The sequence below is a fragment of the Alloalcanivorax venustensis ISO4 genome (assembly GCF_015356855.1).
In the GTDB taxonomy this organism is placed as follows: Bacteria; Pseudomonadota; Gammaproteobacteria; order Pseudomonadales; family Alcanivoracaceae; genus Alloalcanivorax; species Alloalcanivorax venustensis.
The window spans coordinates 55,750-75,722 of record NZ_ARXR01000009.1 but is presented as its reverse complement, the minus strand read 5'-3'; the positions used below and the strand labels follow the sequence as shown (position 1 = coordinate 75,722).

General features: G+C 64.1%; 17 protein-coding genes. 9 read left to right on the top strand and 8 right to left on the bottom strand.

Annotated elements, in window-relative coordinates; all coding sequences use genetic code 11:
• Nucleotides 1-29: 29 nt before the first annotated feature.
• Nucleotides 30-2,030: a carboxylesterase/lipase family protein gene (locus ISO4_RS07665; protein ID WP_194855765.1), complete on the bottom strand. Its 2,001-nt coding sequence runs from the start codon at nucleotides 2,028-2,030 to the stop codon at nucleotides 30-32.
• 245 nt (nucleotides 2,031-2,275) lie between these two features.
• Here ISO4_RS07665 and ISO4_RS07660 point away from each other — a divergent pair, with 245 nt between their 5' ends.
• Nucleotides 2,276-3,061: a helix-turn-helix domain-containing protein gene (locus tag ISO4_RS07660; RefSeq protein ID WP_194855764.1), complete on the top strand. Its 786-nt coding sequence runs from the start codon at nucleotides 2,276-2,278 to the stop codon at nucleotides 3,059-3,061.
• A gap of 26 nt (nucleotides 3,062-3,087) precedes the next feature.
• Here the strand turns inward: ISO4_RS07660 and ISO4_RS07655 are convergent, their stop codons facing one another.
• Complete coding sequence (locus tag ISO4_RS07655) at nucleotides 3,088-4,503, bottom strand: carotenoid oxygenase family protein (RefSeq protein ID WP_142948544.1); 1,416 nt, start codon at nucleotides 4,501-4,503, stop codon at nucleotides 3,088-3,090.
• A gap of 166 nt (nucleotides 4,504-4,669) precedes the next feature.
• On the opposite strand from ISO4_RS07655, the gene bla reads away from it, so the two are divergent.
• Together bla and ISO4_RS07645 are read left to right on the top strand one after the other, a co-directional pair.
• Nucleotides 4,670-5,428, top strand: coding sequence for a subclass B1 metallo-beta-lactamase (bla, locus tag ISO4_RS07650; protein WP_185956898.1), 759 nt, complete (start codon nucleotides 4,670-4,672; stop codon nucleotides 5,426-5,428).
• Nucleotides 5,429-5,442: 14 nt separating this feature from the next.
• Complete coding sequence (locus ISO4_RS07645; protein WP_194855763.1) at nucleotides 5,443-6,231, top strand: nucleotidyltransferase domain-containing protein; 789 nt, start codon at nucleotides 5,443-5,445, stop codon at nucleotides 6,229-6,231.
• Between the two features lie 22 nt (nucleotides 6,232-6,253).
• On the opposite strand, the gene ISO4_RS07640 is transcribed toward ISO4_RS07645, so the two are convergent.
• Both ISO4_RS07640 and ISO4_RS07635 read right to left on the bottom strand, forming a co-directional pair.
• Nucleotides 6,254-7,969, bottom strand: a complete 1,716-nt coding sequence (locus ISO4_RS07640) for an alpha/beta fold hydrolase (protein ID WP_194855762.1) — start codon at nucleotides 7,967-7,969, stop codon at nucleotides 6,254-6,256.
• Nucleotides 7,970-8,127: 158 nt separating this feature from the next.
• Complete coding sequence (locus ISO4_RS07635) at nucleotides 8,128-10,122, bottom strand: hypothetical protein (RefSeq protein WP_194855761.1); 1,995 nt, start codon at nucleotides 10,120-10,122, stop codon at nucleotides 8,128-8,130.
• Between the two features lie 167 nt (nucleotides 10,123-10,289).
• Between ISO4_RS07635 and ISO4_RS07630 the strand changes: the two genes are divergently transcribed.
• Entirely contained in the window at nucleotides 10,290-11,465 is a 1,176-nt protein-coding gene (locus tag ISO4_RS07630) for a zinc-binding dehydrogenase (RefSeq protein ID WP_194855760.1), read from the top strand.
• Nucleotides 11,465-12,505 (top strand): proline racemase family protein, encoded by a 1,041-nt coding sequence (locus ISO4_RS07625; RefSeq protein WP_194855759.1) that lies wholly within the window; start codon nucleotides 11,465-11,467, stop codon nucleotides 12,503-12,505. The genes ISO4_RS07630 and ISO4_RS07625 overlap by 1 nt, the downstream gene beginning before the upstream one ends.
• Nucleotides 12,506-12,516: 11 nt before the next feature.
• Here the strand turns inward: ISO4_RS07625 and ISO4_RS07620 are convergent, their stop codons facing one another.
• Both ISO4_RS07620 and ISO4_RS07615 read right to left on the bottom strand, forming a co-directional pair.
• On the bottom strand, nucleotides 12,517-13,365 hold the full coding sequence (locus ISO4_RS07620; RefSeq protein WP_194855758.1) for a PA4780 family RIO1-like protein kinase: 849 nt from the start codon (nucleotides 13,363-13,365) through the stop codon (nucleotides 12,517-12,519).
• Nucleotides 13,366-13,420: 55 nt separating this feature from the next.
• Nucleotides 13,421-14,575: an aromatic ring-hydroxylating oxygenase subunit alpha gene (locus tag ISO4_RS07615; RefSeq protein WP_194855757.1), complete on the bottom strand. Its 1,155-nt coding sequence runs from the start codon at nucleotides 14,573-14,575 to the stop codon at nucleotides 13,421-13,423.
• 164 nt (nucleotides 14,576-14,739) lie between these two features.
• Between ISO4_RS07615 and ISO4_RS07610 the strand changes: the two genes are divergently transcribed.
• From ISO4_RS07610 to ISO4_RS07600, 3 genes are all read left to right on the top strand, one after another.
• Nucleotides 14,740-15,354 carry a DUF2238 domain-containing protein gene (locus tag ISO4_RS07610; protein ID WP_194855756.1) on the top strand — a complete coding sequence of 205 codons (615 nt, stop codon included), beginning with the start codon at nucleotides 14,740-14,742 and terminating at the stop codon, nucleotides 15,352-15,354.
• A 97-nt stretch (nucleotides 15,355-15,451) separates the two neighbouring features.
• Nucleotides 15,452-15,829 carry a thioredoxin family protein gene (locus tag ISO4_RS07605; RefSeq protein WP_142948552.1) on the top strand — a complete coding sequence of 126 codons (378 nt, stop codon included), beginning with the start codon at nucleotides 15,452-15,454 and terminating at the stop codon, nucleotides 15,827-15,829.
• Nucleotides 15,830-15,939: 110 nt separating this feature from the next.
• A complete protein-coding gene (locus ISO4_RS07600; protein WP_194855755.1) occupies nucleotides 15,940-16,899 on the top strand; it encodes a DegV family protein in 960 nt (319 codons plus the stop codon).
• 10 nt (nucleotides 16,900-16,909) lie between these two features.
• On the opposite strand, the gene ISO4_RS07595 is transcribed toward ISO4_RS07600, so the two are convergent.
• Both ISO4_RS07595 and ISO4_RS07590 read right to left on the bottom strand, forming a co-directional pair.
• Complete coding sequence (locus tag ISO4_RS07595; RefSeq protein WP_194855754.1) at nucleotides 16,910-18,487, bottom strand: MFS transporter; 1,578 nt, start codon at nucleotides 18,485-18,487, stop codon at nucleotides 16,910-16,912.
• Between the two features lie 12 nt (nucleotides 18,488-18,499).
• On the bottom strand, nucleotides 18,500-18,868 hold the full coding sequence (locus tag ISO4_RS07590) for a YciI family protein (protein ID WP_142948555.1): 369 nt from the start codon (nucleotides 18,866-18,868) through the stop codon (nucleotides 18,500-18,502).
• 163 nt (nucleotides 18,869-19,031) lie between these two features.
• On the opposite strand from ISO4_RS07590, the gene ISO4_RS07585 reads away from it, so the two are divergent.
• Entirely contained in the window at nucleotides 19,032-19,970 is a 939-nt protein-coding gene (locus tag ISO4_RS07585; protein WP_194855753.1) for an aldo/keto reductase, read from the top strand.
• Nucleotides 19,971-19,973 lie beyond the last annotated feature (3 nt).

The following is a 19,973-nucleotide window of genomic DNA, read 5'->3' as shown; positions in this document are numbered from 1 at the left end:
TTTGTTGTTCTCAATGTTTGTTGTTGGTGTTAGTCGTTCAGGACGTTACCCAGACCCGCCTTCACCTCGGCGGTGTCGCTGATTTCGACATAGCTTTCGGTGGCCGCGTCGTAGAGCGGGTAGTCGATCTCGCCGTCGATGCTGGGGTCGCCGGTCTTGGCGAAATTGGTCCAGATAGTGAGCATGCGGTCGATCACCTGTTGGTCGGTGGCGTCGAAACCGGCGGAGGCAAAAATGTCCGCCGGATCGCCCTGGGAGCCGGTCACGCCGTTGCCGTTCAGGTCGCCGATCTCCAGCGAATCGCCGGTGGCCGGGTCGATCACCAGGCCGAGCAGGTAATGGGTGATCACGCTTTCCGGCATGTTGAACACATAGGCCAGTTCGGCGGCGTGGTAGGCCTCGACGCCCTGGGCTTTCCAGCCGGCGGGTTGATGGGTGAAGTAGGTGGCGTAGTGGTTGGCCGAGCACAACGGCGCCATCCACGGAAACACATTGATCGCCGTGTTGGTCGGGTCCGGGGTGTCGTTGGCGTTAATGCTGAACATGAACGGCACATCGTTCTGGTTGCCGGATTCGAAGGCGACCCGTTCGGTGTAGGGCAGATAGTGGTTGTCCACGTTGGTGTAGGGCACCAGGGTCGCGGCGGCGGCCACCACGTCCTGCCAGCTTTTCTCGCGCATTTCCGTGAGCGAGGCGGCACCGAGATTGGTTTGCAGCTCGCTGCCGATGGTTTCGGCGGCTACCAGGCTGCGGGTATCCGGAATCAGGGTGCCACTCTGGCTGATGGCCCGGTGGAACAGGCCCGCGGCTTCCGGTGAAGCCATCAGCGACAGCACCTTACGGCCGCCACCGGACTCACCGAAAATGGTCACGTTGTCCGGGTCACCGCCGAACGCGGCGATGTTGTCCTGCACCCACTCCAGCGCGGCGATCAGGTCCATCTGGCCGTAGTTGCCAGAGCCGTTGTAGCCGCTTTCCGCGCTGAGGCCTGGGTGGGCGATGTAGCCGAACGGGCCCAGCCGGTGGTTCACCGACACCTGCACCACGCCCTTGCTGGCCACCGCTTTCGGGTTGTTGAAGGGTTTGGTGTTGCTGGTCAGCGCGGTAAAGCCGCCGCCGTGGAACCACACCATCACCGGCAGGCCGTCGGCGTTCTTGGGGGCGGTCACGTTCAGATACAGCGAGTCCTCGCTCATGCCGCCTTCGCCGAACCGTTCCAGGGCGGCGTTCTGGGCCGCCTGGTCGCTCCAGGCGGTGGCGTCGCGAACGTCGTCCCAGGGTTCTAACGGTTGCGGCGCGCGCCATCTCAGATCGCCGAGCGGCGGCTGCGCGTAGGGAATGCCGAGAAATTGCCAGGTGTTGTCGTCCGCTTCGAAGCCGCTCAGGCGCCCGTCCGCCGTGTCCACGATCCGGCGCGGGCTGCTGGCGCGGTCGAACTGCTCCAGGGCGTCGGCGGCGTCGGTCAGGGTGCGGGCCCTCGGGTCCGTGTCCGAAAACGCGCCGGCGTTGTCCAGGTCGGCGACCAGGTTTTCCAGCGCGGTGGTGAAATCGGCGGTGGGCTGGTCGAAGTCCAGATTGGCGGCGTTAGCGGAGACGGCGTCCCGAATCTGTTCGGTGAGCTGGATGCCGTTGTTCAGGTCGCCGTCCGCGTCCAGCGTTTGTAGTAGTATCAGCCTGTTGAGGACGCCGGGGTCGCTGGCGGACGCGGACTCACCGCTGACCCCCAGTACGTTGACGTTTGCCGCGCCCGGTGCCGAACCGAATGCCAGTTCGCCGATGGAGAACGCGACCTCCTGGTTGCCGGTATAGCGGAAGCCGCCGCGCTCATCGGTAAGGCCTGCCGGCGCGTCGCCGCTTCGGTAGTGCAGCCCGGACACCGCGGTGCTGCCGAAGATGCCGGTGCGAGACACCTGGCCTGGTTCAGGGTCCGACGACGAAGAGCCGCCGCACCCGGCCAGCGATAGGCACAGCAGCGCCACTGAAGCAGTCAACCGGTTGCGCGGGCCGTGAGCGCTGTCACGTTTTTTCATAAGTTGTTCTCCCGAGGTGTTTTTATTCTGAAATTTGTGTTTTCAGGGTGTTATAGAGTCGGGAGTGAAGTATTGAATGTTTTTGCCGCACCAGCGCAAAAACGTACAAGCCCGGCCATCGACGCGCTGGGCTATGATCGGGGTTGGTAAAAAGGGGGAGCTGTGTCTTGGCGCCGTTTATTGAGTGCGCCACCTAGGGCAGGAGAGATCCCATGGGTTTAAAGTACCAAGAACAAGAAACCGCATTGCCGGCCAGCGCGGCGGACCACCCGATAGACAACGTCTACATTGTGGGCTGCTCGGGGTTTATTTACACCGCCGCGTCGATCGTCAGTGAAGAAACCCGGCCGCCTTCCGCGGCCTTGATTGTGTCGGTCGGCGCGGCGCCGTTCCGCATCACTTTTAAAGGCAAGGCGCTGTGGACCCGAGCGGCGGTGATACCGCCGTTCCTGGCGCGCGGCCTGTGCGCCCGTGATGTGCCGGTGGTGTGTTTCCATATCACGCCCGGTTCGCCCCGGTACGCCGGTTTCAGGGCGTTGGCGCGGGGTGGAGTTGCACCGCTCGAGCGCGACTTTTTCAAGGATATCGACGCCCCGCTGGAGGCCCTCTATCAAGGCCGTCTGGCGCCGGCTCTGGCGCCGGAAATCTATGAGCAGGCGCTGTGCGTTCCGTTCCGGCATCTGACGCCTCAGTCCCAGCCGGATTCCAGAGAACCGCTGATACGTGAACTGCTGGAGAGCGGCCGGGACCTGACGCTGACCGATCTGGCCCGGGAGCTGGGCACGTCGTATTTCTGGGCGTCGCGTCTGATGAGCGACGTGTTCGGGATGTCATTGCGTGACTATAAATCCTGGCAAAAACTGCAGCGCGTGTTCCATCTGCTGCACTCTAAACGCAGCATCACCGAGATTGCCCACGCGGCCGGCTTCACCGATTCGGCGCATCTGTCCCGCACCTACCAGCGCTGGTTCGGCCAGCCGCCGTCTTACAGCCGCAACCGCAACAATGTGCGGGTCATGCGTTGCGGGTGACCTTCACCGGGACCGGCGGCCGCGCTTTAACCCGGGCTGACCCACCCGCAATGAAAGCCGTGGGGAATATGATGCGGCAACGGCACCGCGGCCACTTCTTCCAGGTTCTCGCTACGGGCGTCCAACAGCACGATCTCACTGCAATGCGTATTGACGTCGTAGACGGCGGCGCATAAATAGCCGTCACCCTCTTTTTCACCCTCAGGCACGAAGACCGCTTCGGAAACGAAGCGCCCCGGTCCCATTCTGTGCAGGGCGGTGTGGCCGCTCTCGGTGTCCAGTCTCTGCACGGCGTTGAAGAAGCCGCCCTGGTCGGCGAGCGCGGTATTAAAGAGAACGCGGCTGCGCTCGCCCTGATAGCGGTTATCGAAAGTGGGAAACTCGCAGCCGGCCTGATGCGGCAGTGGCCGATAGGTCTGTTTGCCGGTGCGTAGATTCAGCCGTAGCTGTCCTGGTTCGCCGGCGTCATTTTGATAGTGGCGGGTGAAATCCCGCAGGCCCTGGTTGACGGTGAAATCAGGAAAGCGCACCAGTTCCACGATCAATTCGTCGCCGATCTCGCGGGCGTTGCCGAAGTGGAACACCACGAACGGATCAAGTTCGAAGGTGTGAGTGCGTTCCAGGGAATTCAGGTCGATCACATGGGCGCGCATGCCCCAGGCCGGATTATGGGTCATGCACTGGTCGACGGTACGTAAGCCAAGCATCATCTTGGTGACGCCGGTCATGGCCACCGGCTGCTCCAGGAACAACCAGTGACGTTTCGACATGGCGGAGCCGTGCAGAAACGTCAGGCGCGGCAGCGGGAAACGCCCGCGCCGTTCCATGCGCCCGCCGGGGCCGATCTGGTAGAGATTCACTTGCGGGCCGTGCCGCCCCAGGCTGACGCCATGGTTGTAGTAGCGCCCGCTGTCCGGGTGATGGTGGCCGTGGGCGCTGAAGGGCTCGAACGGTTTCAGACCGCCACCGAAGCTGGCTTCGCCCAGGGTCTTCAGGTCATGCGGGTCCAGGGCCCAGGGGCGGCCGCCTTCCCATTGTGCCAGCAGCCGATCGCCATGCTGGACAATACTGGTGTTGGCGGCGTTGGCCGGTGGCCGGCCGATGTTGGCGAGGATGCCGCCCGGGGCGTTGTGCCCGAAGCTGCGTTTTTTAATCTGGCCGGCGGCGGTTTCGGCCCGGTATTTGGGCGTGCGTACGAAACGGTTGCGGTAGCGGGCGCCCTGTTCGTCGAAGGTAAGCGCGTGCACCATGCCGTCGCCGTCGAACCAGTGGCCGAAGGTCCGTCCGCCCAGTTCACTGCGGCCTGGCCCGATGCGTAAGAAGGTGCCCCGCACGGCGTCCGGTATCTTGCCGCGAATCTCGCGGTTGGCGATGCGCAGGCTGACTTCCCGCTCCAGGTTCTCGAAGCCCCGGCAATGGTCGGGGACCGGATTATTGTCCATAAGACGTGCCCTCCTGACGCCAAGGTATACGCTCTGTTTATCAGAGGGGCAAGAGCGCGACGCCGGTCCCCTACACGCGGCGACCCCGGATTGCCGAGCCGTTCATAGCGCGGACGCCGCTGGCGGTTTATTGTCGGTGTCCTCTCCCTGGCCCCGGATTCCTTGCATGAAATACCACGCCTTTTACGCACCCTGGTTGTTACTCCTCGGTTTGCTGACGGTCGGCTGCCAAAGCGATCACCGCCATTCTCCGCCCGGCAACCCGGGTCTTCAGGTCGAGCAGCTTGAGCCCGGCGTCTGGATGCACACCTCCTACAACACCTTCGACGGCGTGCTGTATCCCTCCAACGGGTTGATCGTGCGCGAAGGCGATCACCTGGTTCTGCTCGATTCCGCCTGGGGCGCCGAGGCCACCGAAGAGCTGCAGGTCTGGATCGACGAAGAGATCGGTTTGCCGGTGGACCGGGCGCTGTCCACGCATTTTCACAGCGACCGCACCGGCGGCGTGGCGGTGCTGGAAGCCGCGGGCATCCCGGTCTGGTCGCACCCGATGACGCAACGCCTGAGCGCGGAAGAGGGCAATCCGGTGCCAGCTAACGCGTTGAAGGGCATTGAAGCCCCGGGCAGCACCACCGGTTCCGGCAGTTTGGAAGTGCTCTACCCCGGCGGTGGCCACGCCCGCGACAACATTATGGTGTGGCTGCCCGAGCAGAAGATCCTCTACGGCGGCTGCGCGGTGCGCGAGCTGGCCACCGATAATCTGGGCAACACCGCCGACGCGGACCTGGGCTATTGGCCGCAAGCGATCCGTCATGCACAGGCAATGTACCCGCAAGCCGAGGTGGTGATCCCCGGCCACGGTAAGCCCGGCGGCCCCGAGTTGCTTGAGCACATGCATACGTTGTTTGAGGACAGCGGCAACTGAACAGGGACGGTTTTATGATCAGCGAGGACGTTCGGCGGTATATCCAGGGCCGCCTGAGGACCGTCGAGGAAGAGCACGGTGTGCGCGTGCTGTTTGCGGTGGAGTCCGGCAGCCGGGCCTGGGGCTTTCCCTCACCGAACAGCGATTACGACGTGCGCTTTATCTACGCGCACCCGCGTGAATGGTACCTGTCGCTGGATCTGGAAGAGCGCCGCGATGTCATCGAATGCGAGATCGTCGACGATATGGATCTCAGCGGCTGGGATATTCGCAAAGCTCTGAAATTATTCTGGCAGTCCAACCCGTCGTTCGTGGAGTGGCTGCACTCCCCTATTGTCTATCGCGACGAGGTCGGTTTTGCCGACCGTGCGAGGGCACTGCTGCCTGACATCTACGACGTGAACAAAGGCGTGCATCATTATTGGAGCATGGCGGACAAGAACTATCGCGGCTATCTGAAGGCGAAGCTGGTGCCGCTGAAGAAATACTTTTACGTCCTGCGTTCCCTATTGGCAATCCGCTGGCTGGAACGTTATCGCTCTCCCGCACCGGTTGAATTCGAGCGCTTGCGACCGTTGGTGGCTGACGATGAAACGGTGGATAAAGAAATTACCCGTCTGCTGGCAAAAAAACAGCGCAGCGAGGAAAAGGAATTTGTCCCGGTGATGGCGGAGCTGAACGATTATATTGAAAAAGAACTGTCCCGGCTTTCGCGTTACTCAGACAAGGCCGCGCCGGTCAGTCGCGACTTGAGCAGTTTGAACACGCTGTTTCGCGATTGTCTGGACAGCGCCGATGCTTGATACAAGTGGCTTCGTGGCCGTCTCAGCGCGTGTCGATCGTGGCCGAGAGCCGCTGGCGCTTGGGCGCCGGCTGCGCCGGCAGCTCCAGTAACTCGGTGAGAAATTCCCGCCAGACTTTATAAATCATAAAACGCCCGAGGCCGGGGAAGCTGCGGAAGCGCGCGTTGGGTAAATCCCCTGCCAGCCCGCGGGCGCTGCCTATGGAGATGATGCGGTCGTCCTCACCGTGCCAGTGCAGGATCGGTACTTTGATTTGCTTCAGGTCCACCAGCCAGGGGTGCTGCATGCGTATGTATTCGTCGATCAGGATGCGCGCGCCCTGGAAGTGGCTGGCGTGCATGCGCTCGATCAGTCGCGCCAGCAGGTCCGGATCGTTGAGCACCGCTTGATCCTCCGGGCACAGCGACTTGGCCAGGCGGGCCAGGTATTTTTCCGGGGAACGCCGCACGCCACGCAACGCTAGACGGCCCACCAGCACGAACAGTCGCGGATCCTTGCGGAAGATGCGCAGAAACATGGCGTGGATGCGGTCGAGCTTGTCCAGTTCGAAGTGCTCAATCGGCACGGTGCTGGCTAGCAGGCCCAGCCGGTCGAACAGATCGGGATGCAGCGCCGCCGCGCACAGCGCATAGGGGCCGCCGCCACAGTACGCCGCCATCGGCGGTCGCTGCAGGCCCAGATGGTGGCACAGGGCGCGGATGTCCGGGCCAAAGTCGCGGAATTCCATGTCCGCTCGGGCAGTGGACAGTCCGTAGCCGGGGCGTACGATCAGAATCATGCGCAGGCCGTTCGCCCGGTACCACTCATCGAAGAGGCGGTGGTCGGGCAGGGCGCTGCCCAGGTTGTCGAGGGTCAGCACCGCTCGTCCCGACGGATCACCGTATTCGAACCAGCTCAACACGCGGCCATCGGGCAGGGTCAGGGTGTGTTCCGGCGTTTGGCTCAGGGCCGGGGGCTGGGCCGCCTGGACCAAGGCATGCCCCATCGCTTGACTGACTAACTGCACCTGACTGTTGGCTTCCAGCTTCGCCATGGTCGACTTAAGCTGACTGCGCGCGGTGTGCACGCTGATCGAGAGCAGCGCCGCGCTTTGACTGAGGTTGCCGATCTTGCAGAGCAGATGCAGCAGGCGGGATTCTGCGTGCGTGATCGGAAAAATGGCTTTCAGGGATTCCGCTGATGGCGTCACCACGCTGTGGCCGGCCAGCACCCAGACGATGGTGCGGACTCTGGCGATGTTGCCTGGTGCGTCGGATTTCTTGACCGGCAGACAAAGCAAGGTCACCGCGTCACGCTGGGACGCAAGCAGCTGGGTATGCCGGCCGGCGGCCAGGCTGTGAACTCGTTTCAGGCCCTCTTTCAATGCCCGATCAGCGAATCGCAGGGTGCCGTCCGGCAGCAGTTCAATGGGCGCCTGGGTGAGTGCCTGCCGCGCCGCCGGATTGCACTCCAGCGCGCGCATTTGCTCGTCGAGCATCAGCATGGGCCAGGGCATCTGGTTGTACATGCTGTTGAGAATCTGGGTGCGGTCCTCAAGAGCGTGCATATAGGCGCTGCTGCGCACCGCCCGTTCCAGGTGCCCGATCAATTGCTCCACTTCCATGGGCGCGCCGTTGGCGTCGCCCGGTGGGTTGTCGTCGGTCCAGCCGGTGATGGTGTCGAGCAGGTCCATCCAGTCGCCGGGGGACAGGGCGGTTTCGTAGATCCGACCAATCAGGTCGTTATTCTCATCCTGCAAGGCGACGGCCCCGGATTCGGCAAGGTGGTTGTCCGGATCATAGGAAGCGCGCGCCGGGAGCGCAACGAAAAAGACCCCGGGGGGGCCGGGGTCAAAGGGTGCGGCGAGGCCGAAGCCCGCCGCGGGGGTACGCCTGGCGGCGTTCGGGGGTGAAGCGGTTACTCGGTGACGTCGATCAGCACCACCAGGCCCAGCTCGTTGGGGTCGCCGCCCTGCGGAACCCAGCGGGTGGTGAATACGCCCAGGCTGGCGTCCTGGTTGAAAAAGCCTTCCATGATATTGCTGCCGTCCTGATCGGCGAGGGTCAGGGTGGTGGCGCCGTTGGCGGCGACAGTGACGTTAAGGGCGGCGCTTGCCGTATCGCTGTCCACGGAGAGATCACCGCCGAGGCCGGTTTTATGGACTTCCGTGAAGTCCCCGGCCAGGGTGCCGGCGGTATTGCTGCTCAGGGTCACGTAGCTGTTGAACTGGCTGTTGATCATCTCGATGTCGCTGGTGCCGTTGCCGACCCCTTCAAGGGCAGCGGACAGCAGCATCAATCGGTATTTTTTTCCGGCCACGTCGGGGGCGCTTTCAGGCAGCTTCACCATCAGGGTTTTGTTGAACTGGGCCCAAACGTTCTCATTGTTTTCCGTTTCCGCGAAGGCGATGAAATCGAAAGTGTCGTTGACAAAGCCATCGGCGGGCACGGGCTGGCCGTCGTCGGTGCCGGCGGAAATGATGTCGCCGTCGGCGCCGACGTCGATGGGCTCGCCGTTGGTGCCAATTTCGTTCAGCGCCTGGTAGGTGCTGCCGTTGCTTTCCAGCCCTACCCGGTGGCCGGTGGCGTCGCCGTAATCGAAGGTGCCGTCGCCATTGAAGGTGACCACGTTGACCTCGGTCTGCAGTTCGATCACACCGGTTTGCGCGTAGGTTTCCAGGAACACGCGGCCGAAGGCGCCGCTGAGATCCGAATCGCTCATCCCGGACGGTGAGCGGGCGAACACTTCCAGGGCGCGGAACACTTCATCGCCACGGCGGTCATTGGGGTCGAGCGCGTCCGGCTCTTCGTCGCCGTTGGTGTCGGTGGTGCCGTAGCGTACCGCCGCTTCCTGGGACAACAGGAAGAACAGACCTTTGTTCTTGACCTGTTGCAGGTTGTAGATCACCGACGGATAGCGGAACGCATTGTCTCCGTTGATTTCTTCTTCGAACGCGCCCTCGATGGACAGGATGCCGGAGTCGGTAAGTGTGCCCGAGAGGTTTTCGGATTCGGTGTCGATGTCTGTTTCGTAGTAGATCGATCCGGTGGCCACGCTCATGCCGGAAAAGTTCGAGTAGGCACTTTCTTCGCCTTCCAGGGTGATCGCCACGGTGTCGCCGCCGTTGGCGAAGTTGAACTGGCTGCGCCACATATCGTTGGCGAAGGTGCCGAAATTGTTATTGTCGCTGTCATGCAGGCCGAGGCTGAAGGCCGCGCTTCGGTAATCGCCGGTCACGCTGTCCACGTCGCCGGGTTGCTCTTTGATGACCGCTACCTGCTGCTCGACGAACTCGCCCACTTCCTGGTCCAGTTTGGCGAGCATGTCACTGAGGTCGTTGCCGGCGGTGAGATCAAAGGTGTCCACCTTGCCGCTCAGGGTGACCACGTCCGTGACCACCAACTGGTCCAGATCGGTACCTTCCTCGATGAACTTACGCAGCACGAATTCCGATACCGGGTTGATGTTCACCGCCTGATCCACCACCTGGGCCCGCATCTCGGTGCCGGTGCCGGTAATCCTCACGATCAGATCGCCCGCCAGGTTCACGCCTTCGGGGAGCGTCAGACGGTAGTCGCCGGTGATCGAGGTGACGGTTTCCGCCAGCACCTCACCCACCGGGTTGCCGGCGTTATCCACCCGCAGTAGCTCGACGGTCGCGCCGCCGACCGGATCAAGACCGGTGATGGCCGCGTGCGCCGACGGGATCAGCGCGTTCAGGGCCAGTTCGAAGACGCTTGGGGCCTCGTGAAAGGCCACGGCGCCGGCCGGTGCCGTGGCGGTGCCGCTGATGGTGCGCGAGGTGGCGCCGCCGCCGGTATCGTCGCTGGATGAGGAGGAACCGCCCCCACACCCCGCCAGAATCGTGGCCGATGCCACGCACGCAATGAGGAATAACGCTGCTTTCTTCATGGTTGCCCTTCCGATGTCCAATCAGGTTCGATCGAGCCTAGGGCGTTTGCTTAATGGGCACATACCCCATATGGGCTAAACCGTCACCGATTGTTGGTGGGGCCCTTTAAATCCCACTTTCCATCGCCACGCAGGGGTGATAGGTAAACAACACAAGGAGACAAGCCATGGACGACGATCATCATTCGCAGGCTGTCCCTGGCACCATGTCGGCCATGGTGCTCACCGGCCACGGTGGCGTGGATAAGCTGGTTCACCGCGACGATGTGCCGGTGCCTCGACCCGCGCCGGGCCAAGTGCTGGTGCGCGTCACCGCCACCGCCAAGAACAACACCGACCGTAAGGCCCGTGAAGGCCTGTATCCCACCAAGGACAAGGACGAGGTGGCGTCCTTTCAGATGGGTGGTTCGGCCACGCTCACCTTCCCCCGTATTCAGGGCGCCGACGTGGCCGGGCGGGTTGCCGCGGTCGGTGAAGGCGTGGATCCGGCACGCCTCGGCGAGCGCGGCCTGCTGGATTTCAATCTTTATCCGGACGACCGCCGCGACATCAACCTGACGCCGGACTACTACGGCCACGGCGCCGACGGCGGCTTCGCCGAGTACGTGGCGGTGCCCTCGGACCAGTTCCACACCGTGGACAAGGCGGACCTGGCCGACGCGGAGCTGGCGGCCATGGGCATGTGCTCCTACCAGACCGCCCTGCATATGCTCACCTCCGCCAATGTCGTCGCCGGGGAGCGGGTGCTGGTGACCGGCGCCAGCGGCGGTGTCGGCACGGCGCTGATCCAGCTGTGCCGGGTCCTGGGCGCGATTCCCTATGCGTTGAGCACGCCGGACAAGGCGGGCGCCCTGCGTGAGCTGGGCGCCGAAGCGGTGCTCGACCGTTCCGACATGGACGGCTTCACCGACCGGGTCCGCGAGCTGACCGGCGGCGCGCCTCTGGACGCGGTGATGGATCTGGTCGGCGGCGACATGACCGACCGCTTTATCGACGCCATGATCTTCGACATGAAGGCACGCGACAGCTATCCGCGTCTGAGCATCGCCGGCGCCAGCGGTGGCAACCTGAGCGAGATCATGTGGACGCGCATCTACCTCTATCAGGTACAGGTATTCGGTGTGTCCCACGGCACCCGGGAAGAGGCGCAACAGTTGATCGACTGGATCCGCTCCGGCGAGCTCAAACCGGTGCTGCACGCCGCCTTCAAACTCTCCGACCTGCACCGCGCGGAGGACTACTTCGTCAGCCGCGGCAACAACTTCCTCGGCAAGATCGTCATCGTCCCCGACCGCCAGTGGGCGGACTTCGGCGAACCCTTCGCGTTAAAGGAGACAACCTGATGCGCCAGGAGTTAAGCCTGAACCTTATGGACACCCACGCCGGCGGCGATGTCAGTCGCATCGTTCTCGGCGGTATTGATCCGCTGCCCGGTAAAACCGTGCGCCAGCAAATGGAGTACCTGCGCGACGACGCCGACGGCCTGCGCCGGCTTTTACTGGAGGAGCCCTACGGCATTCCGGAGATGTCGGTGGATCTGATCGTGCCGCCGTCCCACCCGGACGCCAGCGTCGGCTACATCATCATGGAAGTGATGGGCTATGCGATTTACTCCGGCTCCAACACCATCTGCACCGCCACGGCGGTGCTGGAAAGCGGGCTGGTGCCCAAGGAAGAGGGCCGGCAAAGCTTTATGATGGAATCGCCGGCGGGGCTGGTGCACATCGAGGCCCAGGTCCACGACGGCGTGGTGGAATCGATCACCTGCGGCGGCCTGCCCAGCTACATCGACACCCACCGTGCCACCATCCATGTGCCGTCGCTGGGCAACGTCACCTACAGCGTGGCTTACAGCGGCGGGTTCTACGCTCTGGTGGACGCCACCGAGCTGGGCTTCCATCTGACCCTGGATGAGGAGGCGGATCTGGCGCGCTGCGCCCGCGCCATCGTCGAGGCGATTCAGGCGGAGCGCGGCTTTTCCCACTACACCCTGGGCGACGTGGGGCCGCTGCCGTTCCTGCACTTCATGGGCCCGGTGGAGCAGGTGGGGGATCACTTCTACCGCTCCCGCTCCGCCACCTATGTGCACCCCGGCGTGATCTGCCGCAGCACCACCGGCACCGGCACCTCCGCGCGGCTGGCGCTGATGCACCACGAAGGCAGGATCAAACCCGGCGACCGGCTGGAAACCGTCTCCCTGCGCGGCTCCGGCTTTATCGGCGAGTTCATCGACACCCGCCGGGAGGAGGACCACGACGTGGTGGAGAACACCATCACCGGCAAAAGCTACGTGCTGGCGCACTCCAGAACCGTGGTCAACTGCGAGGACCCGATGGTCGACTGCGGCGGGCTGCACCACATCCTCAGCGACGGCCACGACTGACGGCTCTCGCTCTAATCGGAATCGTTGAGTCGCTCCTGGCGCTCCTGTTCTTCCTCAAAGGCGGCTTTGATTTCGGCCAGGACGTCCTCGACGTTGGCGGCTTCGCCGGAGTCCTCGAATACGCCCGTGAGTGACACCTCCGGGTGCAGTTCGCCGGCCTCGTAGAGCGCCCAGATCTCCTCGCCGTAGCGGCTGCCCAACAGGGCCGGGGCGTACTGGCCGTAGTAACGTGTCATGTTGTTGACGTCGCGCAGCAGGAAGGCTTCGGCGTGGTTGTTGGCGGCGGCGTCCACCGCCTGGGGCAGGTCGATCACCACCGGCCCGTAGGCGTCCACCAGCACGTTGAATTCGGACAGGTCGCCGTGGACCAGCCCGGCGCACAGCATCAGCACCACGTAGTGCATCATCAGGGCGTGGTCTTCCAGTGCCTGTTCCTCGGTGAGCACCACGTCGCACAGGCGCGGCGCCACGTCGCCGGCGTCGTCGGTGATCAGCTCCATCAGCAGCACGCCTTCCAGCATGTCGTAGGGCCGAGGCACGCGCACGCCGGCGTCCGCCAGGCGGCGCAGGGCGTCCACCTCGGCGGTCTGCCAGACCTTTTCCTGCTGATCGCGGCCGAACTTGGAGCCCTTTTCCATGGCCCGGGCACGGCGCGTGCTGCGCACCTTGCGGCCTTCCTGGTAGTGCACCGCCTGCTTGAAGCCGCGCTTGGCGGCCTCCTTGTACACCTTGGCGCACTGCACCCGGTCGCCGCAGCGGACCACATAGATGTCCGCCTCTTTGCCGCTCATCAGCCGGCTGATCACTTCGTCCACCAGGCCGTCATCGACCAGGGGTTGTATCCGTTTCGGGGTTTTCATGCCGCCCTTATACGCTATTCGCCGATGGCGGGCATCCCCTGGTGGAGGGGGTGGTTCACGGCGCTCGGCCGGCGGCGTCGAGTTCCGCCTCCAATTGCCGGTGAAAACGCGGCGCGCTGTACTCAAACGTGCCGAAAGTGAGTACCTGATTGGCGCCGGACGGCAGTCCCTTCTGGATCGATTCCGACAGGTTGTAGTCCTCGGCCAGGGTGCGCCGGTACAGGTCCACGTTGGCTTGCCAGTAACGCTCCGCTTTGTCGCTGTCCGGGGCGGCGGGCAGCAGGGTGATCTCGTGGACACGGGTACGGTTCGGCCCGAGCGGCTCCAGGGTGCTGAACTGGGCGTGGTCGGGCTGCACCAGCACGGTGGTGTTGGGAAAAAAGAAGTACAGAATGTTGCCGTGCCGGCGCGGTTCAAAGCCTTCGGCGTCCGGCGGGTTGGCCGGGTCCAGGTTGGATTTGACCAAATACAGCCGGCGATTGAGTCCCGCTTCGTCGATGATCTGGAGGTTGTCGGTGAACAGGTGCGCGATGGTATTCCGGTGCGCCACCTTGAAGTGGTAGGCCTCTAGGGAACCGTCCACCAGCAGTTTCCAGTTGGCGGCCACCTCATAGTGGCGCGGCGCGTAGGCCACGGGCGCGGACAGATCCAGGGCTTCCAGCTCGCCCATCAATGGATCGAGATGGCTGTCGATATCGCTGTCCGCGAGATCCGGGTCGGCGACTACCCAGACCAGGCCGCCGCGCTCCCGAACGGCCAGGCGCCGCAGCCCGGATTCCGCCTTGTTCAGGCAGGGAAAGCCGAACGCCTGGGGCAGCCCCTTCAGGCTTCCGTCCAGGGCGTAGGTCCAGGCGTGGTAAGGGCAAACAAAGGTCCGGGCGCTGTGGCCGGCGCCTTCGTCCAGCAGGCGGGCGCCCCGGTGGCGACATACGTTGAGGAAGGCCCGCAAGGCGCCGTCCTCCTGACGCACCAGCAGCAAAGGCACGCCCAGCCGGTCGCGGGCCAGCCAGGCGCCGGCGGCGGGCAGTTCGCTGCTGGCGGCCACCGCCTGGGGGCGGCGCCGCATCAGGGCCCGCTCCCGGTCGGCACGGCCGCGGTCCAGATAGCGGTCCACCGGCACCTCGCCGGGGGCGGCCCGACCTTCCGGCCGCGTCCCGTTGAGCGCCTCCAGGGTGCGCCGGTGAAGGTCTGCACGGACCTCTGGTTTCATGTTGGGGCTCCGGTGTCATCTTGTTGTTCTGATCGGACCAAAATGCGCGTGGCGCCGACAGTCTGTCAATGCGCCCTTGCCGGCTCGGCGCGCTTGCAATGGTGAGGCCTCCTGTGACGTTATAGACGGCTTCGGCGTTGTGTCGTGGCGAAAGAGGAAAAGGGATGTCCAACCGGCGTTGTTTCGGTGTGCTGATGGCGCTGTTCGTGGTGCTGTTCGCGGTGCTGGCGGTGGCGCCCCGCGAGCCGGCGACCTGGGCGATGGAAAACGCCGTGGCGGCGCTGTTCGTCATCGGCCTGTGGGTGACGCGCCGCTGGTTCCGGTTCTCGCGCAGCGCCTACCTGATGATGTTCTCGTTTCTGGCGCTGCATGAGATCGGCGCCCACTACACCTATTCCCATGTGCCCTACGACCAGACCCTGCATACGCTCTTCGGTTTCAGTCCGGACGCGGTGATGGGGTGGCAGCGTAACCAGTACGACCGCTTTCTACATCTGCTCTATGGCCTGCTGTTGGTGTTGCCGCTGAGTGAGCTGTGCCGGGAATGGGGCGGCTTGCGGCGGCCTGCCGCGGCGCTGTTCGCGTTCACCCTGATACTGGCGTCGTCGCTGCTCTACGAGCTGATCGAGTGGGGCGCCGCCGTGGCGCTGGGGGACGGCAGCACCGCCTTTCTCGGCACCCAGGGCGACCCCTGGGACGCCCAGAAGGACATGGCACTGGCCACGGTCGGCGCGCTGGCCTCGCTGGTGATCGCGGCACTGGCACGGCGTATCCGGTGAGCTCTAACCGGATTTTGCATTCGCGCCGTATCCGCGCCGCCGGCCGGGTGTCTACACTGGAACTCGTTCATACACGCCCAATGGCAAGGAGAGCACCATGACCTATAGCGCGGAGTACGCTACCGATCACCCCACCCGGGACGAGGTGGAAGCCATCCGCGAGCCCACCGTGGTGGAATTCGGCCAGCCCGGTTGCGGCCACTGCCAGGCCGCCGCGCCGCTGATCAAGGCGGCGTTCGCCGATTTTACCGGGGTGGTGCACCTGAAACTGGAGGACGCCAAGGGCCGGTTGCTCGGGCGCGCGTTCAAGGTAAAACAATGGCCGACACTGATCTTCCTGCAGGAGGGCGAGGAAGTGGCGCGTCTGGTGCGCCCGCAGAGCGAGCAGGCGGTGCGCGAAGCCCTGGAGAAAATCGACACCAAGGCCTACCGGGACGCCGACCAGGCGGGCACGGGCGGCAGCAAGGATCCGTGAAGAACCGGTTTTAATTTGTGGCGCGCAATTACATTAACAATGTGGTTGCGCGTCCTTTGTCATGCTAAGTTTGCCCGAAATAAAAATAAACATAATTAATGGGGTAAACAATGCGCATTGGTATTGTCGTGGATTCCACCTGCGATTTACCGGAATCCTATTTCGAAAAAAATAATATACAGATTCTTCCTATCTCCATTCGCCTGGGCGACGAGCTGCTGGTCGACAAGCGCGACGCGCAGGCCACGCGGCGGTTCTACCAGGAGCAGCTGGATTCGGAAGGCATCCACGCGGAATCCATTCCTTATTCCGTGGATCAGATTCAGGCGGTATTTCTGGAGCAGCTGGTCATCGATTATGACCTGGTGTTCTGCATTACCGTATCCGGTAAGCGCAGCCTGATTTTTGATAACGCCACCAAGGCCTCGTTCTCGATTCTCAAGCAGTACCAGAAAGTGCGCGCCGACGCCGGCGTGCCCGGCCCTTTCTCGATGCGGGTGATCGACAGTAAAACCCTGTTTTCCGGCACCGCGGTATTGGTGTGCGAGGTGGCTAAAATGATCGAGCAGGGCGCCAACCGTAATGCGATCCGCCTGCGTATCGATGAGATGCTGCCGCACATCTGCGGTTACATGGTGCCGGAGAAACTGGCCTATGTGCGCGACCGGGGTTTCAAGAAGGGCGAGCGCAAAAGCTTTTCCGATTCCATGCGCGGCGTGGCGCTCACCGTGGGGTCGGCGCTGTCCATGCATCCGGTGATCCGCATCCACGGCGGTGAGGAAAACCCGGCCACGGTGAACCGCAGCTACGAGAAGTCCGTGCGCCGCATGCTGGAGCACGTCGCCAAGCAGATCCGCGCCGGAAAGTTGATGTCCGGCCATGTCTGTCTCAGCTACGCCGGCGACGCCGCCCGCGTGCCGACCATGCCCGGTTATGCCGAGCTGGAGGCCGCCGCCCGCGAGCACGATGTGCAGCTGCTGGTCTCCACCATGAGCCCCACCGGCGCCATTAACGTGGGCGCCGGCTGCCTGTTCGTGGCGTTCGCCAGCCAGGACGATGAGTTCGAGTAAAGGGGCGGCCCTAGGGCTGCTCCTCCACGGTTTCCGCCGCGCCGGCCGGGGCGGCGGCGTTCGCCGGCCGGCCCCGCAGTAACAGCGCCGTCATCAGGGCGGTGCCGGCGATGATCACCGCGCCGATGGCGGAATTGGTGTGCAGGGCGGCGCTGAAGCCGGCGCGGGCCGCTTCCAGCACCTGGGCGGCCAGCGCCGGTGGCAGTTGCGCGGCGGCGCCGATGGCGCCCCCCAGCGTATCGCCGGCGGCCAGGGTCTGGGCGTCGTTGAGCCCCGCCGGCATGGCGTCCAGCATATGCCGCCGGTAGACCGCCGCGCCAACACTGCCGATCACCGCGATGCCCAGGGCCATGCCCAGCTCGGTGGCGGTCTCGGACGTGGCCGAGGCGGCCCCCGCCTTGGTGGCCGGCGCCGCGCTCACCACCATGTCGGTGCCGAGGATCATCATCGGCATCACGCCCATGCCCATGATCGTCATGCCCACCACCAGCAGCATCAGGTCGTCGATATCGTTGACCCGCATCAGCGCCGCCAGGCCCACGGCGGCCAGTACCAGGCCGCCGCTCACCAGCCGCGAATGCGGTATGTAGCGGGTGGCCGCCGGAATCAGTAACGACGCCGCCGTCTGCACCACCGCCGGCGGCAGCATGGCCAGCCCCGCCTGCAGCGGCGACAACCCCAGCACCCCCTGCAAATACTGAAACACCATCAGCCAGGCGCCGGAGAGCGCCAGGATGGTCAGCATCATGGCCGCGACCGAGGTGCTGAAATGGCGGCTGCGGAACAGGCTCAGGTCGAACATCGGTTCACTGAGACGGCGCTGGCGCCGGGTGAACACCGCGGCCAGGCCCAGGCCCAGCAGCATCGACAGGAACAACGCCGCGTGCACGCCGTTGCGGGCCAGATCCTTGAGCCCGTAGATCACCGCCAGCACCATCGCCACCGACAGCAGGGCGCTGGGCAGATCCTGGCGGCCGGCGTTCTCGTCGCGGAACTCCGGCAACAACCAGGGACCGCACAGCAACAACAGCAGCATCACCGGCACCCCCAGCAGGAACACCGAGCCCCACCAGAAGAATTCCAGCAAGGCGCCGCCCACCAGCGGGCCGATGGCGTTGCCGACGATAAAACCGGTCATCCACACGGTGATCGCCAGGGTGCGTTCGCGCTCCACCTGGAACATATTGCGCAGCAGCGACAGGGTGGACGGCATCAGCGTGGCGCCGGCCACGCCCAGCAGAGCACGCGCCGCGATCAGGGTTTCCGCGCTCTCCGAAAACGCCGCCATCACCGACGCCAGCCCGAAGGCGCTGGCGCCGGCCAGCAGCAGCTTGCGGCGGCCGATGCGGTCGCCCAGCGTGCCCATGGTCACCAGGAAGCCGGCGATCATGAAGCCGTAGATATCCAGAATCCACAGCAACTGATCGCTGGTGGGCCGCAGGTCGGCGCTGAGATGCGGCGCGGCCAGGTGCAGCACCGTCATATCCAGCGCCAGCAGCACCGTGGGCAGCATCAATACCGCCAGGCCCAGCCATTCGCGGCGGGTCGCCGGGGTCGCGGTGATTTCATCGGGTACAGCGGGGGGCATGGTGGGATCCTTTCAGTAACGTCCTTCTTCGCGCAACTCGGCCTCGATGGGCCGCACTTCGATAGCGCCGATGCGGGCCGACGGCCAGTGGGCGGCGATCTCCAGCGCGTGCTCGTCGTCGCGGGCTTCGATCAGGAAGTAACCGCCGATCTGCTCCTTGGTTTCCGCGAACGGACCGTCGGTCACCGAACCTTTGCCGTCGCGCACGCGGGCGACCCTGGCGCGGGTGGGGCTTTGCAGGGCCTGGGTGTCGAGCAGCTCGCCGCGCTCGCGCAGCGCCGCCACATAATCCAGGGTTTCCTGGCGCAGTGCCAGCCACTCCTCGCGGCTCAGGGACTTGAGGTCCTGTTCCGCTTCATAAGCCAGACAAAGATATTTCATGTTCGCTCCTGTTAACGGAAGGGTGTCGTCTCACAGTCGTCGTGGCGGCCGCCGTTTCGACAATCCGGGTTTCACGTTTTGTGGATACTTTTTCGCCTATCCAGTGTCCAGTGGTCTAGTCTGACCAAAAATAATGCCGTTGGAGAGTGACAAGGAGAGTGCCATGTTTTCACGTCGTGATTTCCTCAATACCAGCCTCTGGGCCGGCGCCGGCCTGGCCCTGGGCGTGCACCGCGCGGCACTGGCGGCGGACGGCAAGGGCGCGCTGCCCGCCGGCGAAAGCCTGCGCACCCGCGCCATCCCGGCCAGCGGCGAACAAATTCCGGTGGTCGGCGCCGGCACCTCCGGCAGCTTCGTGGCCGAGATCGGCTCGGAGAAGTACCAGCGCCTCAAGGAGGTCATGGCGATCTTCTTCAACAGCGGCGCCACCGTGTTCGATACCTCGCCCAACTACGGCGGCGCGGACAAGGTGCTGGGCGCGCTGCTGGAAGAGGGCGGCTGGCGGGACCAATGCTTCCTGGCCACCAAGATCGCCGCCGACAGCCGCGCCGAGGCCGAGCGGCAGTGGGCCGAATCCCTCAAGGCATTGCGCACCGACAAGGTGGAACTGCTGCAGGTGCACAACCTGCGCGACTGGAAAACCCAGCTGCCTTACGCCCGCGAGCTGAAAGAGCAGGGCAAAACCAAGTATGTGGGTGTCACCCACTACCTGGATCGTGGCCTGGACGAAATGGAGCGGATCCTGCGCAGCGAACCGCTGGATTTTATCCAGATCCACTACTCCATCAACGCGCCGGCGGCGGCGGAAACCGTCCTGCCGCTGGCCCGTGACAAGGGTGTGGCGGTGCTGATCAACCGCGCCTTTGACGACGGCAAGCTGTTTGGCCGGGTGAAGGACAAGCCGCTGCCCGGCTGGGCGGCGGAAGTAGGGGTGGAATCCTGGGCGCAGATGTTCCTCAAGTTCGCCATCAGCCATCCGGCGGTGACCTCGGTGATCCCCGCCACCAGCAAGCCCAAGCATCAAAGGGACAACCTGCAGGCCGGCTACGGGCCGCTGCTCAGCGAGGCACAAACCCGGGAACTGATCGCGATGGACCTGTAGCGG